Source organism: Paracoccus sp. (in: a-proteobacteria) (genome assembly GCF_030536915.1).
GTDB lineage: Bacteria > Pseudomonadota > Alphaproteobacteria > Rhodobacterales > Rhodobacteraceae > Paracoccus.
Window position 1 is genome coordinate 1 of sequence record NZ_JAUNPC010000030.1, and the last position, 16,135, is coordinate 16,135.

Annotated in this window: 16 protein-coding genes and 1 pseudogene; 11 read left to right on the forward strand and 6 right to left on the reverse strand. The window is 69.6% G+C overall.

Translation table 11 applies throughout. The features are described from left to right. Nucleotides 1-934, forward strand: a 934-nt coding sequence (locus Q4F04_RS07280; protein WP_303369173.1) for a folylpolyglutamate synthase/dihydrofolate synthase family protein, incomplete at its 5' end; no start/stop codon positions are given. Nucleotides 935-1,122: 188 nt separating this feature from the next. Here Q4F04_RS07280 and zapE read toward each other — a convergent pair. The 4 genes from zapE to ccmI all read right to left on the reverse strand — a co-directional run bounded on the left by zapE (nucleotide 1,123) and on the right by ccmI (nucleotide 4,393). Beyond that, the gene (gene zapE / locus Q4F04_RS07285) at nucleotides 1,123-2,253 is read right to left on the reverse strand and encodes a cell division protein ZapE (protein WP_303369174.1); all 1,131 of its coding nucleotides are present in this window, start codon (nucleotides 2,251-2,253) and stop codon (nucleotides 1,123-1,125) included. A gap of 204 nt (nucleotides 2,254-2,457) precedes the next feature. Beyond that, nucleotides 2,458-2,613 carry a DUF1289 domain-containing protein gene (locus Q4F04_RS07290; protein WP_303369175.1) on the reverse strand — a complete coding sequence of 52 codons (156 nt, stop codon included), beginning with the start codon at nucleotides 2,611-2,613 and terminating at the stop codon, nucleotides 2,458-2,460. Further along, nucleotides 2,610-3,077, reverse strand: a complete 468-nt coding sequence (gene ruvX / locus Q4F04_RS07295; RefSeq protein ID WP_303369176.1) for a Holliday junction resolvase RuvX — start codon at nucleotides 3,075-3,077, stop codon at nucleotides 2,610-2,612. The genes Q4F04_RS07290 and ruvX overlap by 4 nt, the downstream gene beginning before the upstream one ends. Continuing rightward, complete coding sequence (gene ccmI, locus Q4F04_RS07300; protein WP_303369177.1) at nucleotides 3,074-4,393, reverse strand: c-type cytochrome biogenesis protein CcmI; 1,320 nt, start codon at nucleotides 4,391-4,393, stop codon at nucleotides 3,074-3,076. The genes ruvX and ccmI overlap by 4 nt, the downstream gene beginning before the upstream one ends. Before the next feature lie 69 nt (nucleotides 4,394-4,462). Between ccmI and Q4F04_RS07305 the strand changes: the two genes are divergently transcribed. The 6 genes from Q4F04_RS07305 (at nucleotide 4,463) to Q4F04_RS07330 (ending at nucleotide 10,361) form a co-directional block, all read left to right on the forward strand. Next, nucleotides 4,463-5,746 carry a sarcosine oxidase subunit beta family protein gene (locus tag Q4F04_RS07305; RefSeq protein WP_303369202.1) on the forward strand — a complete coding sequence of 428 codons (1,284 nt, stop codon included), beginning with the start codon at nucleotides 4,463-4,465 and terminating at the stop codon, nucleotides 5,744-5,746. Between the two features lie 61 nt (nucleotides 5,747-5,807). Beyond that, on the forward strand, nucleotides 5,808-6,047 hold the full coding sequence (locus Q4F04_RS07310; RefSeq protein WP_303369178.1) for a hypothetical protein: 240 nt from the start codon (nucleotides 5,808-5,810) through the stop codon (nucleotides 6,045-6,047). A 111-nt stretch (nucleotides 6,048-6,158) separates the two neighbouring features. Then, nucleotides 6,159-6,431 (forward strand): hypothetical protein, encoded by a 273-nt coding sequence (locus Q4F04_RS07315; protein ID WP_303369179.1) that lies wholly within the window; start codon nucleotides 6,159-6,161, stop codon nucleotides 6,429-6,431. A gap of 87 nt (nucleotides 6,432-6,518) precedes the next feature. Next, the gene (locus tag Q4F04_RS07320; protein ID WP_303369180.1) at nucleotides 6,519-6,923 is read left to right on the forward strand and encodes a sarcosine oxidase subunit delta; all 405 of its coding nucleotides are present in this window, start codon (nucleotides 6,519-6,521) and stop codon (nucleotides 6,921-6,923) included. After that, entirely contained in the window at nucleotides 6,920-9,850 is a 2,931-nt protein-coding gene (locus Q4F04_RS07325; protein WP_303369181.1) for a sarcosine oxidase subunit alpha family protein, read from the forward strand. The genes Q4F04_RS07320 and Q4F04_RS07325 overlap by 4 nt, the downstream gene beginning before the upstream one ends. Further along, complete coding sequence (locus tag Q4F04_RS07330) at nucleotides 9,843-10,361, forward strand: sarcosine oxidase subunit gamma (RefSeq protein ID WP_303369182.1); 519 nt, start codon at nucleotides 9,843-9,845, stop codon at nucleotides 10,359-10,361. Before Q4F04_RS07325 ends, Q4F04_RS07330 begins: the two co-directional genes overlap by 8 nt. 151 nt (nucleotides 10,362-10,512) lie before the next feature. On the opposite strand, the gene Q4F04_RS07335 is transcribed toward Q4F04_RS07330, so the two are convergent. Then, entirely contained in the window at nucleotides 10,513-11,112 is a 600-nt protein-coding gene (locus tag Q4F04_RS07335; protein ID WP_303369183.1) for a superoxide dismutase, read from the reverse strand. Nucleotides 11,113-11,300: 188 nt separating this feature from the next. On the opposite strand from Q4F04_RS07335, the gene Q4F04_RS07340 reads away from it, so the two are divergent. The 3 genes from Q4F04_RS07340 to der are packed head-to-tail and all read left to right on the forward strand — an operon-like array spanning nucleotide 11,301 to nucleotide 14,867. Next, nucleotides 11,301-12,023, forward strand: coding sequence for a hypothetical protein (locus Q4F04_RS07340; protein ID WP_303369184.1), 723 nt, complete (start codon nucleotides 11,301-11,303; stop codon nucleotides 12,021-12,023). A 40-nt stretch (nucleotides 12,024-12,063) separates the two neighbouring features. After that, nucleotides 12,064-13,386: a PQQ-binding-like beta-propeller repeat protein gene (locus tag Q4F04_RS07345; RefSeq protein WP_303369185.1), complete on the forward strand. Its 1,323-nt coding sequence runs from the start codon at nucleotides 12,064-12,066 to the stop codon at nucleotides 13,384-13,386. Then, nucleotides 13,386-14,867: a ribosome biogenesis GTPase Der gene (der, locus tag Q4F04_RS07350; RefSeq protein ID WP_303369186.1), complete on the forward strand. Its 1,482-nt coding sequence runs from the start codon at nucleotides 13,386-13,388 to the stop codon at nucleotides 14,865-14,867. Before Q4F04_RS07345 ends, der begins: the two co-directional genes overlap by 1 nt. A gap of 102 nt (nucleotides 14,868-14,969) precedes the next feature. Here the strand turns inward: der and pip are convergent, their stop codons facing one another. Next, nucleotides 14,970-15,947, reverse strand: a complete 978-nt coding sequence (gene pip, locus Q4F04_RS07355) for a prolyl aminopeptidase (RefSeq protein WP_303369187.1) — start codon at nucleotides 15,945-15,947, stop codon at nucleotides 14,970-14,972. Nucleotides 15,948-16,006: 59 nt separating this feature from the next. Here pip and Q4F04_RS07360 point away from each other — a divergent pair. Continuing rightward, nucleotides 16,007-16,135: pseudogene (locus tag Q4F04_RS07360) on the forward strand (bifunctional 3-demethylubiquinol 3-O-methyltransferase/2-polyprenyl-6-hydroxyphenol methylase); the annotation flags it as partial.

A 16,135-nucleotide genomic window follows, 5' to 3' on the forward strand; every position in this document is an offset into this window, starting at 1 on the left:
CATCACCTTCTTCGAGGTGACGACGGCGGCGGGTTTCCTGGCCTTCTCGCGGGTGCCTGCGGATTACACCCTGCTGGAAGTGGGCCTTGGCGGGCGCCTGGACGCCACCAACGTGGTCAATGCGCCGCGCCTGAGTGTCATCACCCCCATCAGCGTCGATCACACGCAATACCTGGGCGAGACGCTTTCGCAGATCGCGGGCGAGAAGGCGGGCATCCTCAAGCGCCGCGTCCCTTGCATCGTGGCCCGCCAGCCCGACGAGGCGCTTGCGGTGATCGAGGCCGCGGCCGCGCGCCGGGGTTGTCCATTGTCGGTCGCGGGCCAGCACTGGACCGTCGCGCGCGAAGGGGATGCGCTGGTCTATCAGGATGAACGCGGGCTTCTGGATGTGCCGCTGCCCGCGCTGCCGGGCCCGCACCAGGTCGGGAACGCGGGCACCGCCATCGCCGCCCTGCGCGAACTGGGCCTGGGCCGGGCCGAGGTCGCGGCGGCGATGAAAGAGGTCGAATGGCCCGCCCGGATGCAGCGCCTGACGCGCGGCCCGCTGGTCCAAGCGGCGGGGTCCTGCGAGCTCTGGCTCGACGGCGGCCACAACCCGGCGGGGGGCGAGGCGGTCGCGGCGACGCTGGCGGCGATGCCGCGCAAGCCCGTGCATCTGGTCTGCGGGATGCTGAACACCAAGGACGTGGCAGGCTACATGCGCCCGCTCGCGCCGCAGGTCGAAAGCCTCACGGCGGTGTCGATCGAAGGCGAGCCCGCGACGCTGCCCGCCCGGACGACCGCCGACATGGCGGAAAGCCTGGGCATCCCCGCCGACACCGCGCCCGATGTATCCGCAGCCGTCGCCGCGATCGCCCGCCAGCATCCGGGCGCGCGCATCCTGATCTGCGGCTCGCTTTACCTCGCGGGCCGCGTGCTGCGCGAGAACGGCTGAACGGTTCCGGTCATCTCACTGGCGCACTGTGCCGTCGCCCGCAGGCTGTCCCCGCGCGGCGAACAGGTCCGCCTGACCCCCGCCTTTCCATCAGGAAACCGGCCAAGGGGCTTCTTTCTGGCCCAGATACCCATGCCAGGCTCACGGAGGCGGCGCCACGGCCGCATCCCCGGCGGACGGCCCGGACATCACGAGGCCGGAACGCTTCCCCAGTCCGCGCCCTGCATCTCGCGCAACCGGCTCGCCGTGCGCTCGAACTCGAAGGCGCCGCGACCGTCGGGGTAAAGCGCCTCGGGCTCGGCGGCGGCGCTGGCGTAAAGCCGCACCTTCGCCTCGTAAAGCGCATCCACCAGCGTGACGAAGCGCTTGGCGCGGTCGTGGTTCGCCGGCCCGAGCGTGGGGATGCCGTCGATCAGCAGGGTGTCGAACGCCGCGGCGATCGACAGGTAATCCGCCGGGCCGAGGGGGTTGCCGCAGAGATCCTCGAAACCTGCGCGGGCCACGCGGCCGGATGCGGCGGGGATCGTCAGGCTGCGGCCATTCACCGGCAGGTCGCGCGGTGAAGGCCGGGCGTCATTCGTCAGTTCGGCCCATGATTCGTCCAGCGCCTCTCGCGCGGCGGCATCGGCCGGGGTGAACCAGACCTGCCCCGAGGCGCTGCGCCCCTGCCGGTGATCGCGCGGAGATTCCAAGTGCAGGACATGCATCCGTTCCCGGATCAGGGCGATGAAGGGCAGGAACAACTGCCGGTTCAGCCCGTCCTTGTATAAGTCCTCGGGCTCCCGGTTCGAGGTCGTGACCACCGTCACCCCGCGGTCGAACAGCACCTGGAACAGCCGCCCCACGATCATCGCGTCGGCAATGTCGGTGATCTGCATCTCGTCAAAGCAGAACAGCCGGGTGCGGGCGGCGATTGCTTCCGCAACCGGGCGGACGACATCCTGCTCGCCCCGGGCGCGGGCCTCGTTCAGCCCGGCCTGCACCTCCTGCATGAACTCGTGGAAATGGACGCGGCGCTTCTCGGCCAGGGGCGCGACCTCCATCACAAGGTCCATCAGCATCGACTTGCCGCGCCCGACGCCGCCCCACAGGTAGATGCCCTTGAGTTCCGGCCCCGGCGGCGGCGGATTGGCCTTTGCCCCGAAGATGCGCCCGAGAAGGCCGCCGGGCTTGCCCGCCGGATGCGGCCGGCCCAGCGCCGCCACCAGCCGGTCCAGCGCGGGCAGCACCATGCGCTGGGCCGCGTCGTCCTTGATAGCGCCTTCCGCAATGCGGCGGTCATAGGCGGCGGTGACCTGGTGCGTGACGGGATTGTTCATGGCCGAGCCGTGCCAAAGATCGAGGCCGCCTGCAAGGTGGCGAAAAGGCGGGGCGCTGCCCATGAATGGGTCCCCATCCCCATTCATCCCGGGATATTTGGGCGAAGAACAACAACATCGCCGAGGCACAGAACGTCCGGCCCACAGGGCAACGGAGGCACATCAAGCGGAAACCGGCAGGCTGTTGCAGCGGCGTCCTTTCCGCTAGGCGGCCGCGATCCGGCGCAGGACCGCCCGCTTTTCCTCGTCGGTCATCCGGCCCCAGCGCGCGATCTCGTCCAGCGTCCGCAGGCAGGCGGTGCAGACCCGCGTGGCGGGGTCCAGCGTGCAGATGTTGCGGCAGGGGCTTGCAACGCTCATGCCAGATACCGCAGCCGGTCCAGCGCCCCTTGCAGGATATAGCCCGCCGCCACCTGGTCGATGACCTCGGCGCGCTTGCGGCGCGAGGCGTCGGCCTCCAGCAGCGCGCGTTCGGCGGCCACGGTGGACAGGCGCTCGTCCCAGAAGGACAGGGGCAGGGGTGTCAGCCGTTCGAGGTTGCGGGCGAAGGCGCGGGTGGACTGGGCGCGGGGGCCTTCGGTCCCGTCCATGTTGCGCGGCAGGCCCAGGACGATGCCCACAAGGCCGCGCTCATCCACGATCCGCAGCAGTTCTGCCGCGTCCAGCGTGAACTTCTGCCGCCGGATCACGGTCAGCGGGGTCGCCACCTGCCGCAGCCCGTCGCTGACGGCGACGCCGATGGTCTTGGTGCCAAGGTCCAGCCCGGCGATGGCGCCGCTGGGGGGCAGGCTCGCTGCGAAATCCTCGATGGCGGCGCGGATCATGGGGCGGGGACCAAGCCGACAGTGGCGGCGGCGCGGTCGATGATCTCCATCGCCTGCGGGGTGCCGCCGAAGATGGCCTGGGCGCGGGCCAGGATCTCGCGGGCGCGGGCTTCCTCGCCGATGCGGACCAGCGAGGTGATCAGCCGCGCCCATTCCGCCGGCGGGCCGCTGTCGGTCATCAGCCGCGCTTCGAGGTTGCGGACCATCCCGGTGATCATCTGCTGCTGTTCCTCGGGGCTCATCTCGCTGGCGGCGGCCATCGCCCCGGCATCCGGGCCGGGCAGGTCAGACCCCACCATGGGCGGCGGCTGGTAGTTCGGCTCGCCCGCGAGCCATGAAAGTTCCGGCATCAGTTGCCGGATCGGCGCGACCCAGGGGGCATCCGCCGGGCCGGTTTCCAGCAGGTCGCGCCAGAGGCCGAAGGCAAGGTCGGGGCGGTCGTTCTGGGCATACATCAGCCCGGCCAGATAGCGCGCCTGCCCGTCGGCGGGGTCGATCCGCAGCGCCGTCTCGATCTCGGCGCGCGCCTCGGCCGAGACAAAACCGCCCGCCGCCTCGATCATCAGCGCGGCTAGGCGGACGTGGTCGGGGGCCTGCGCCCCGGTGCTGCGGATGGCGATCAGCCGCTGCTGCGCATCGCGGGCGGCGGCGATGTTGCCCAGGCGGGCCTCGTGCTGGGCCAGCAACTCAAGGCCCTGCGGGTCGTCGGGGCGGCGCGACACGGCCTCGCGCAACTGTTCGACCAGCCGCAGGTATTCGGGGTCGGCCTGCGGGGGGGACTGCGCAGGCGCCGCCGCCTCGGCCTCGGCCTGAGAGGGAAGGGCGGCCAGCCGCTCGTCCGAGGCGGCGATGCGCGCGGCCAGCGGCAGGTCGGGCATCGCCGGACTGCCGAGCCGCCCATAGATCGCGGCGCTGCCGGCAACCACCAGCGCCAGCACAACGGCGGCAACCCAGGGCCGGACGCTGCGCGAGGCGGGCGCTGCGGGCTTCGCCATGGCGCGGTCGGCGTCGAGGATCTTGCGGCCGATCTCGGTCTTCAGCCGGTCGGCCTCGTCCCCGGTCAGGACGCCGCGCTTCATGTCGCGGTCCACCTCGCGCAGCTGGTCGCGGTAGACGCCCAGGTCATAGGCCGCCGCCGGTTCGGCCGCGGCCTGCGCCCGTCCCATGAACGGCCGCAGGATCGCCACCGCCACCAGGACCGTCATCGCCGCCGTCAGTATCCAGAACATCGCCGCCTCTTTGCTTTGCCGGACCAGATAGGGGTTTTCCGGCACAGGCGAAAGCGCCGGGACGCCGCAGGCCCCCAGATGCGACATCGGAAGGGCTTGCGAAGACAGCGCCGCCGCGCAATTCTTGCCGCGCCCCAAACGCAGGCCGCCATGACGATGACCTCTGCCCGCCCTCCCGCCCCTGAGCGCCGCTCGGGCCGCTATTCGGTCTTTGCCATCGCCCGGCAGGCGATGAGCCTGCACAGCGGCTGGGGCCGCGCCTGGGGCAGCCCCCAGCCGCGCGACCGCTACAAGGTGATCGTGGTGGGCGCGGGCGGGCACGGGCTGGCGACGGCCTATTACCTGGGCAAGAACTTCGGCATCACCGACATCGCGATCCTGGAAAAGGGCTGGCTGGGCGGCGGCAACACGGGCCGCAACACGACCATCATCCGCTCGAACTACCTGCAGGACCCATCGGCGGCGATCTACAACAAGTCGCTGCAACTCTATGAGACGCTCAGCCAGGATCTGAACTACAACGTGATGTTCAGCCCGCGCGGGTTGATCATGCTGGCGCAAACCGAACATGAGGTGCGCGGATACAAGCGCACGGCCATCGCCAACCACCTGCAGGGCGTGGCGACCCGCTGGATCGACGCGGCCGAGGTCAAGCGGCTGGTCCCGATCATGAACATCGAGGGGCCGCGCTATCCGGTCCTCGGCGGGCTTTACCAGGAACGCGGCGGCACCGCGCGCCACGACGCCGTGGCCTGGGGCTATGCGCGGGCCTGTTCCAACATGGGCATGCACATCCTGCAGAACTGCGAGGTCACGGGGATCGACAGCACCGGCGGGAAGGTGCGCGGCGTCACCACCACGCGCGGGACCATCGGCTGCGACAGGCTGGCGATCGTGGTCGCGGGCCTTTCCTCGGTGCTGGCGGAAATGGCGGGCTTCCGCCTGCCGATCGAAAGCCTTGCCCTGCAGGCGCTGGTCAGTGAGCCGATCAAGCCCTGCATGGACGTGGTCGTGATGGCCAACACCGTCCACGGCTACCTGTCGCAATCCGACAAGGGCGAGATGGTGATCGGCGGCGGCACCGACGGCTTTGTCAACTACACCCAGCGCGGATCCTGGCACCATGTCGAGGAAACCGTCCGCGCCCTGATCGAGACCTTCCCGATGCTGTCGCGCCTCAAGATGCTGCGGCAATGGGGGGGCATCGTGGACATGACCGGGGACCGCTCTCCCATCCTGTCCACCACGCCTGTCGAGGGCATCTTCGTCAACTGCGGCTGGGGCACCGGCGGGTTCAAGGCAATCCCCGGTTCGGGCTGGGCCATGGCGGAACTGGTGGCGAAGGGCGCGCCGGGGCCGCTGGCCGCCGCGTTCGGGCTGAACCGCTTTGCCGAGGGACGCTTCATCGACGAAAGCGTGGCCGCCGGGGTAGCGCATTGATCTTGCTCGGGAAACCTGCGGCGGGCCGTTGGCGTTCGATGACCGGCAAGGAGAGTCGATCATGGAAGCCCGCAACCCCACCAACCGGAACCTGTGGATCATCGCGGCCCTTGTCGCGGCCGCCGCGGTGGTGCTGGCATGGCTTCTCGACTTCGGCGCGGGCGCGCCCCCAAGCGGCATCGCCGATGTCAGCATCGCCGAACTGCCCGGTCCCGGCGCCCTGGACGACCAGGCGCTGGTCGAGGCCATGGCGGATGCGGCCGCGCCAGCTTCCGCCGGGATGCCCGGCGACCGAGACTGAGTCCGATGCGCGGTCGGCCGGGGCCGCGCCGCGCATCGTTTCCGCACGGCAGCCGGGATATCCCCGGCCTGCCGCCCCCGCGACACGTGAAATCTGTGCAAAGGTTCGATCATGGCACCTCCTGGAAATTCCCGCTCGTCCACCGGCGTCAATCCCTGGCTGCTGGTTCTGGCCGCAGCAGCGGTCATCCTGGTCGCGGTCCTGTTCTTCATGGCCGCCCCGGTCCCGGAACCCACGCCCCTGCCCGACAGTCCCGCGGCGCATGGCACCGCAGGCCAGCCTGCCGGGGAAACCGGCGATGCGCCCCAGCCCGGCGCGCCCGGCGAGGCCCCGCCCAACCCCGACGTGGCGCCCGGCACCGGCACCGACACCACCCGCGGCTGACCCCGTCGCGATCCGCAGCATGCCCCGCGCGTCCCGCGCGCGGGGCCTTTCGCGTTGCACTGTCCCGACTGGAAGGACCGGCGTTCCATGCTGACCCTGACCTGCCCCTTCTGCGGCGTCGCCGCCGAGGAAACCGAGCTTGCGCCGGGCGGCGAGGCGCATCTGAAGCGCTTCGGTCCCGGCTCGTCGGACGCGGATTTCGAAACCTACCTGTTTGGCCGCCGCAACCCCAGGGGCGTGCATTTTGAACGCTGGCGCCATGTCTACGGCTGCGGCAAGTGGTTCCTTGCCGCGCGCGACACCGCGACCCTGCAGGTCTTCGGCACCTATCCGCCGCAATGCGATGGCCCGCCCGATTCCGTCATCGCCACGATCCGCGCGGCCCGGCCCGGCTGGCAGCCGCCGCCCGAGCCGCTGGAGGATGACAGCGCGCCGGGGGTCGAGCGCGACCCCGCCCCGAACCCAACGCCCACGCGGGACACCATCGCATGACCAGACGCACCGCGCCCTTCCGTCTTGCCCAAGGCGGCCGCCTGATCGACCGCGCCCAGCCGCGCCGGTTCCGCTTCGACGGCCGCGGCATGGACGGGTTTGCCGGGGACACGCTCGCCTCGGCGCTGCTGGCGAATGGCCAGCTTCTGATGGGGCGCAGCTTCAAGTATCACCGCCCGCGCGGCCCGGTGGCCTCGGGCGTCGAGGAGCCGAACGCCCTTTTGGGTCTGGGCGAGGGCGCGAGGTTCGAGCCGAACCAGCGCGCCACCACCACGCCGCTTGTCGATGGCATGGTCACGGTCAGCCAGAACGCCTGGGGCAGCCTGAACCGCGACTGGGGCGTCATCAACGACAGACTGTGGCGGTATTTCCCGGCGGGCTTCTATTACAAGACCTTCATCCATCCCCGCGCCGCCTGGAAGCGGGTGTTCGAGCCGGTGATCCGCCGCGCCGCGGGCCTTGGCCGCGCGCCGAAGCTGCCCGACGCCGACCGCTATGAGCAGGCCTATGCCTTTGCCGAGGTCGTCGTCGTGGGCGGCGGCATCGCCGGTCTTGCGGCGGCCCGCGAGGCCGCGCGGACGGGCGGCCGCGTGATCCTGCTGGAACAGCAGCACCATTGGGGCGGCCGCAGCCCGGTCGATCATCCCGATGGCGGGGATCGCATCAATGCCCTGCTGGCGGACCTGCGCGCCCTGCCCAATGTCACCCTGCGCCGCAACACCATGGCGACGGGGCTTTACGATCACGGCTACCTGCTCGCGCGCGAGCATCTGGCCGACCACGAACCCCAGGCGGGCATCCCGCGCCAGCGCCTGTGGCGCATCCGGGCCGGGCAGGTCGTCAACGCCGCCGGGGCGCTGGAACGGCCGCTGGCCTTCGCGGGCAACGATGTGCCGGGCGTGATGCTGGCCTCGGCCGTGCGCGACTACATCGCGGATTACGGCGTGGCGCCCGGCCGCCGCATCGCCGTGGTGACGAACAACGACGACGGCTATCGCACGGCGCTGGCGGCGCTGGACGCGGGGCTTGAGGTGCCCGTCGTGATCGACGCCCGGCCTGCCGCCGACGGGCCGCTGCCCCGCCTTCTGCGCGAACGCGGGGTTCGGATCGCGGAAGGGAAGGGCATCGCCGCGGTGCAGGGCAAGCGCGGTGTCGAGGGCCTGACGCTCTGCGCGCATCAGGGCGCGGGTGAGCCGCTGGAAACCATCGCCTGCGACGTGATCGCCATGTCGGGCGGCTGGTCCCCGGTCGTCCACCTGTGGAGCCACTGCGGCGGCAAGCTACAGTGGCACGAGGATCAGGCGCTGTTCGCCCCCGATCCCGCCCGCCCGCCCCTTGGCGCGGACGGGCAGCCGAATGTGCGGTCGGCAGGGGCGGCTGCGGGCGACCTGAGGGTGGCCGGGCTGACCGATGCCGGACCCGAGACGCCGATCCTGCCGGTCTGGGTCATGCCCGAGAACGCCACGCCCAAGGCGCGCTTCAAGATGTGGCTGGACTACCAGAACGACGTCAAGGTTTCCGACGTGCAGCTTGCCGCACTGGAAGGCTATGCCAGCGTGGAACATGCCAAGCGCTATACCACGCTCGGGATGGCGACGGATCAGGGAAAGATCAGCAACATCAACGGGCTTGCCATCCTGTCCTCGACCCTGGATCAACCCATTGCGGCGACCGGCACGACCACCTTCCGCCCGCCCTACACGCCTCTGACATTTGGAACGATCGCCGGCGAGGCGCGGGGCGAGGTCTTCCAGCCCCTGCGCCGCACCCCGATCCATGACTGGCACGAAGCCCATGGCGCCCATTGGGAACCCGTGGGCTTGTGGCGCCGCGCTTATTGCTATCCCCGCGCGGGCGAAAGCCACGGGGACGCGGTGAACCGCGAGATCCTTGCCGTCCGCGGCGGGGTGGGGGCGCTGGATGCCTCGACGCTGGGAAAAATCCTTGTGAAAGGACTGGATGCGGGCCGCTTCCTCGACATGATCTACACGGGGATGATGTCCACCCTTCCGGTCGGCAAGTGCCGCTACGGGCTGATGTGTTCGGAAAACGGCTTCCTCGTCGATGACGGCGTGGCGGTCAGACTTTCCGAGGACACATGGCTTTGCCACACCACGACCGGCGGGGCCGACCGCATCCACGGGCATATGGAGGACTGGCTGCAATGCGAGTGGTGGGACTGGAAGGTCTACACCGCCAACATTACCGAGCAGTTCGCCCAAGTGGCCGTGGTCGGCCCCAAGGCCCGCCAGGTACTGGAACGCTTGGGCGGCATGGACCTCTCCGCCGAGGCGCTGCCCTTCATGAGCTTCGCCGAGGGTCAGCTTGCGGGCATCCCCGCCCGCATCTACCGCATCAGCTTCTCGGGCGAACTGTCCTTCGAGATCGCCGTGCCCGCCAACCGCGGGCTTGAGCTTTGGGAAAAGTTGCACCAGGCCGGAGCCGGGTTCGGCATCACCCCCTATGGCACCGAGGCCATGCATGTCATGCGCGCCGAAAAGGGCTTCATCATGATCGGGGATGAGACCGACGGCACGGTGATCCCGCAGGATCTGGGGATGAGCTGGGCGATCTCGAAGAAGAAGCCAGACTATATCGGCAAGCGGGCGCAGGAACGCGCCTTCATGGCGGACCCGGACCGCTGGCGGCTGGTGGGGCTGGAAAGTCTCGACGGGCGGGTGCTGCCCGATGGCGCGCTGGCCGTGGCCGAGGGGGTGAATGCCAACGGACAGCGGAACACGCAGGGGCGCGTGACCTCGACCTACTGGTCGCCGACGCTGAAGGCGCCGATCGCCATGGGACTGGTGCGGCACGGCCCCGAGCGGATGGGAGAGGTGCTGGAGTTCCCGGTGGCGAAGGACAGTTTCCGCGCGCGCATCGTCGATCCGGTGTTCCATGACAAGGAAGGGGCCGCCGCGAATGTCTGACGCATTGGCCAGCATCACCCAGGTTCACGGCCTCGGCATGATCCTGATCCGCGCCGACCTGGACCACGCGGGCGAGGCCATCGCCGGGACGGCCGGTCTGGCGATCCCCGGCAAGCTGCGCTTCACCAGCGATGGCGTCCGCTGGCTCGGCTGGATGTCGCCGGACGAACTGCTGCTGATCCTGCCTCATGCCGGGATGCCCGAGGCGCTTTCTGCCCTGACCGACGCGCTTTCGACAGAACATGCGCTGGTGCAGGACGTCAGCGACATGCGCTGTGTCTTCGACGTGGCGGGGCAGGCGCCCGATCAGGTGCTGGCCAAGCTCTGCCCTGTCGATTTCGCGACGCTGCCCCAAGACGCCGTCCGCCGCACCCGCGCGGCGCAGGTGGCCTGCGCCTTGTGGCGGCAGGGTGACGGCTGGCGCATCGTGGCCTTCCGCGCGATCACCGACTATCTGCGGCAAGTGCTGGAAGGTGCGGCGGCCCCGGGCACGCAACTGGACCCGCGCTGACCTCCGCCCCCTTCGTTCTTCTTCGTGGAAATATCCCGCGGGGGATGAACGGGGCCGCAGCCCCGTTCATGGGGGCGCGAAGCCCCCGGTGCGACCTCGCGGAAAGAAAAAGGCCCGCCAGTCACGGCGGGCCTTCGTCATGTCGCGTCACTCACATCCGCGAGGCGACGTTTTCCCAGTTCACGAGGTTCTCGAGGAAGTTCTCCAGATACTTGGGCCGGGCGTTGCGGAAGTCGATGTAGTAGGAATGTTCCCACACGTCGCAGCCCAGAAGCGCCGTCTGGCCCTTGCACAGCGGGTTGACGCCATTCTCGGTCTTGGTGATCTCAAGCCCGCCCTGGTCGTTGCGGACCAGCCAGACCCAGCCGGAACCAAACTGCGCCACGCCTTCCGAGGCGAACTTCTTCTTGAACTCGGCGACCGAGCCGAAGGATTCGGTGATCGCGGATTCAAGGTTGCCGGGCATCTTGCCGGGGTTCGGGCCCATCATCTCCCAGAACTGGGCATGGTTCCAATGCTGGCTGGCGTTGTTGAAGATGCCGTTCTGGGCGACCGCGCCTTCCTTGTAGTTGCCCTTGACGATTTCTTCGAGGCTGGCGTTTTCCCACTCGGTTCCCGCGATCAGCTCGTTCAGCTTGTCGACATAAGCCTTGTGGTGCTTGTCGTGATGATATTCCAGCGTCTCGCGGGACATCCCGCCGCTGGCCAGCGCGTCGTGGGAATAAGGCAGATCGGGCAGGGTGAAAGCCATGTTCGCAGTCCTTTCAGGGGTTTGTCTGGTGCGTCAGGGCGCACTCTTGCTGTCGCCACAACGCCTTGCAAGCGAAAGTGGTTCCGGGTGCCAACCCGCGGGGGCATCCCGCGCAGGCGTTGGCAAACCGCCCCGGCCATGTGTAGAAGGGCAGCGACGACGACAAAGGGCAGGGAAAGCGGCCGCGCATGGCGAACCAGAACGACCGTTTCATCGACGAGGTGACCGAGGATCTGCGCCGCGACCGGCTGTTCCTGATGCTGCGCCGCTATGGCTGGATCGCGGTCCTGCTGATCGTGGCGCTGGTCGCGGGGGCCGCATGGCGCGAATATTCCCGCGCTCGCGACACGGCGGCGGCGCAGGAATTCGGCGATGCCGTCCTCGCCGCCGGGGCCTCGGCCGATGCGGCGGCCCGTGCGCAGGCGCTGGGCGGGGTTCCGGCCGGCAACGTCCGCCAGACGGTGCTGCGCGACATCCTTGCCGCCAATGCGCTGGTCGAGGCCGGCAATGTCGCGGAAGCCGCCCAGCGCTTCGACGCGGCGGCGATCAAGGCGGGCGATGACGCGGTTGTCCGGGACCTGGCCGCGCTGAAATCGGTGATCGCGCAGGGGGCGGGCATGGACCCTGCCACCCGCGACGCGGTGCTGGCGCGGCTTTCCGCGCCCGGCGCGCCATTCGAACTGATCGCGCTGGAACTCAAGGCCGTGGCGCTGTCGGGTGCGGGGCGCCGGGATGACGCGGTGACGCTGATCCGCCAGATCCAGCAGAAGGACGGGCTGAGCCAGCAGATGCGCCAGCGCCTGGCCGAGCATCTGATCACCCTCGGCGTCGATCCCGAGCCCGAGACGGACAGCCTGACCGCCCCCGATTCCATGCGCTCGGCCGAGGTGATGCCGGCCGTGGCCGGCTGATCCCCCATCCCTCGCCCAGCCCCGCTACCCGGAGCCCGAGATGACCAGACTGAACGCGCTGCTGCCCTTGATCGCCCTGACCGCCCTGGCAGCCTGCCAGTCGCGCGATACGATCCTTCCCGGCGTCCGGCTTGACCCGCGCGAGATCGCCTCGGCCGAAGGCCCCGCGGTCGACGGACCCGCCGGCGTCAGTTCGACGGCGCTGAACCTGCCCGCGCCGCGTTCGGTCGAATGGACCACCCGTGCGGCCAATCCGGCGCATCTGATCCCGCATTCCGCGCTGGCCGGGACCGGGCTTCAGCCGCTCTGGTCGGCGCCCATCGGCCAGCCCTCGGGGCGGCGTCACCGCATCGGCGCCGATCCGGTGGTGGCGGGCGGGCGCGTCTTCACGCTGGACAGCCGCGCGCAGGTGGCGGCCACGGCGCTGAACGGTGCCACCGCCTGGACCCGCGACCTGACCCCTGCGACCGAGCGGGGCGACAGCGTGTCCGGCGGCGGCATCGCCTATGAGGGGGCGCGCGTCTTCGTCACCACCGCCTATGGCGAGCTTGTGGCACTGGACACAGGCTCGGGCGGCATCCTCTGGCGGCAGCGGGTCGAGGCGCCGATCGGCGGCGCGCCCACGGTGCAGAACGGCGTGGTCTATGTGGCGGGACGCGATTCGACCGGCTGGGCGGTGCGGGCCGCGGATGGCAGGGTGCTGTGGACCGTATCGGGCATCAATGCGCAGTCCGGCGTGACGGGGGTATCCGCGCCCGCCGTGGATGGCGATCTTGCCGTCTTCTCCTTCGCCTCGGGGCAGTTGCTGGCCGTCGATACCGCCACCGGTGTCGAGCGATGGAGCGCGCAGGTCGCGGGCACCCGCCGCGGCCGCGCCATCGCCTTCATCCGCGACCTGACGGGCGATCCGGTGATCGCGGGCGACGTGGTGCTGGCGGGCTCGTCCTCGGGGCGCATCGCCGCCTTCGACCGGGCGACGGGGGTGCCGCTGTGGAACGAACAGGACGGGGCGAACAGCCCGGTGCTGGTCGCCGGCGGCTCGATCTTCGCGGTCAACGACCAGGCGCAACTGGTGCGGCTGGACGCGGCGACGGGCGGGCGCATCTTTGCGGTGCCACTGCCCTATTACACGGCGGAACGGGTGCGGCGGCAGGACGCGATCCATGTCCATTACGGCCCGGTGCTGGCAGGCGGGCGGCTGTTCGTCGCCTCGTCGGACGGCATCCTGCGCGCCTTCGATCCCCGTTCGGGCGCGCTGGTCGGGCAAGCCCCGATTCCCGGCGGCGCGGCGACCGCGCCCGTCGTGTCCGGCGGCACGATCTATGTTTCCGGCCGCGACGGCCGCCTGCACGCGTATCGCTGATGACCTTCACCCTTGCCATCGTCGGGCGGCCCAATGTCGGCAAGTCCACCCTGTTCAACCGCCTTGTCGGCAAGCGGCTGGCGCTGGTCGATGACCAGCCGGGCGTCACCCGCGACCTGCGCGAGGGCGACGCGCGGCTTGGCGACCTGCGCTTTGTCGTGATCGATTCGGCCGGGCTGGAGATGGTCGAGGACGACAGCTTGCAGGGCCGGATGCGGCGGCTGACGGAACGCGCCGTCGACGAGGCCGATATCTGCCTGTTCGTGATCGACGCCCGCGTGGGGGTGACAGCGGCGGACGAATATTTCGCCGACATCCTGCGGCGGCGCGCCAAGCACGTCGTGCTGGCCGCCAACAAGGCCGAGGGCGCAGCGGGCGAGGCCGGCGCCAGCGAGGGCTGGTCGCTGGGGCTTGGGGAACCCCTGCGGATCTCGGCCGAGCATGGCGAGGGGCTGGAGGACCTGTATCGCGCCCTGAAGCCGCTCTCCGAGATCGTGGAAACCGAGCGGCCCGCGCCGATCACGCCCGAAACCGACGTCACCCTGACCGACGAGCAGGCCGAGTCGGGCGAGGGCGCCGAGGACTGGCGGCCGAGCGAGGCCCGCCCCCTACAGATCGCCGTGATTGGGCGGCCGAACGCGGGAAAATCGACGCTCATCAACAAGATCATCGGCGAGGACCGGCTGCTGACCGGCCCCGAGGCAGGGATCACCCGCGATTCGATTTCGGTGCGGTCCCAGTTCATGGGCACCCCGGTCCGCATCTTCGACACTGCCGGGATGCGGAAGAAGGCGCGGATCACCGACAAGGTGGAAAAGCTTTCCGTGGCCGACGGGCTGCGGGCCGTCCGCTTCGCCGAGGTGGTGGTGGTCCTTCTGGACGTGGCAATCCCCTTCGAGCAGCAGGACCTTCGGATCGCGGATTTCGCGGAAACCGAGGGGCGGGCAGTCGTCGTCGCGGCGAACAAGTGGGACCTTGAGGAAGACAAGCCCCACAAGCTGAACGAGTTGCGCGAGGCCTTTGAACGGCTGCTGCCGCAGCTCAAGGGCGCGCCGCTGGTGACCGTCTCGGCCCGCACGGGCAAGGGACTGGACCGGCTGCACAATGCGGTGCTGAAGGCGCATGAGGTCTGGAACCGCCGTATCGGCACCGCGCGGCTGAACCAGTGGCTAACCGCCATGACCGAGGCGCATCCGCCGCCCGCGCCGGGCGGGCGCCGCATCCGGCTGCGCTACATGACGCAGGTGAAGACGCGGCCGCCGGGCTTTGTGGTCATGGCGACCCATACCGACGAGATCCCGGAAAGCTATCGCCGCTACCTGGTGAACGGGTTGCGGCAGGACTTCGACCTGCCGGGCACGCCGATCCGGCTGAGTTTCCGCGACCAAGGGTCGAAGAACCCCTACAAGGACAAGTCGAACAAGCGGCAGACAGGCGCCTTGGCCAAGCACAAGGACCGGCAGAAGCCCAAGGGGATCTGAGGGCGGTTCGGGTGGATGCCGAGTCGCCGGGGGTTTCACACCCCCATCGTCGTATACGATGATCCCCTTTGGGTTATCCGAGACCGTCCGAAGCCTGCTGCATCAGTCGATCCCGGCCATGGTCTGCAGGACGCGGACGAGTTCGGCGGCGATTCTCGGCTCGGTCAGGGCATGGCCCGAGGCGGGGATCATCCGCAGCTCGGCCTTTGCCCAGCCCTGGGCGAGTTCCCATGCACCGATCGGCGGGCAGACCATGTCATAGCGCCCCTGGACGATGACGGCGGGCAGATGCTCGATCCGGTGGCGGTCGCGCAGAAGCTGATTGTCGTCAAGGAAGCAGGCGTTGACGAAATAATGGTTTTCCAGCCGCGCGAAGGTGCGGGCATAGGCCGGGGGCGCGTGCGAGGGCGCGCCGTTGTCCAGGCCCGCCAGCGCGTTTTCCCAGGCAAGCCAGGGCATCGCGTAGCGCGTCTCGACCGAGGCATCCCCGCTGAACAGCCGGCGGTGATAGGCGGCGATCAGGTCGTCCTGTTCGGCCAGGGGAATGGCCCCTTGGAAGCGCGCCCAGAGTTCCGGCCAGAACCGCCCCGCGCCGCCGCCGTAGAACCAGTCGAGTTCGGACTGGCGGCCAAGGAAGACCCCGCGCAGGACAAAGGCCGACACGGCCTCGGGCCTGTGCTGCCCATAGGCCAGGGCCAGCGTCGCCCCCCAGGAACCGCCGAAAAGGACGGCCGGGCCGAGGCGCAGCTTGTCGCGGATCGCGTCGATGTCGGACAGCAGATGCGCGGTGGTGTTGTTGATGACGCTTGCATGGGGAAGCGAGCGGCCGCAGCCGCGCTGGTCGAACAGCACGATCCGCCAGTGATGGGGGTCGAAGAAGCGGCGCATCATCGGGCTGCAGCCGCCGCCGGGGCCGCCGTGCAGGACGATGACCGGGCGGCCATTTGGGTTGCCGCATTGCTCGACATACAGCCGGTGGCCGTCGCCGCGGTCGATCATGCGCGCGTCGAAGGGCTCGATCGGGGGGTAGAGCCGGCCATGCGAAGGTGAGGCGGCGTTTCGGTCTGCCATGCGGTCCATGCCTGAGATATATACCGCTCGCCGGGCCGAGGCCAACCGGCACCAGACGGAGAAGCGAGATGACCGGACAGAGCAGCATCGATGCGGGCGAGGTCGCCAAGTTCCAGGCGATGGCGGCCGAGTGGTGGGACCCGGACGGCAAGTTCAAGCCGCTGCACATGCTGAACCCGGTGCGGCTGGACTATATC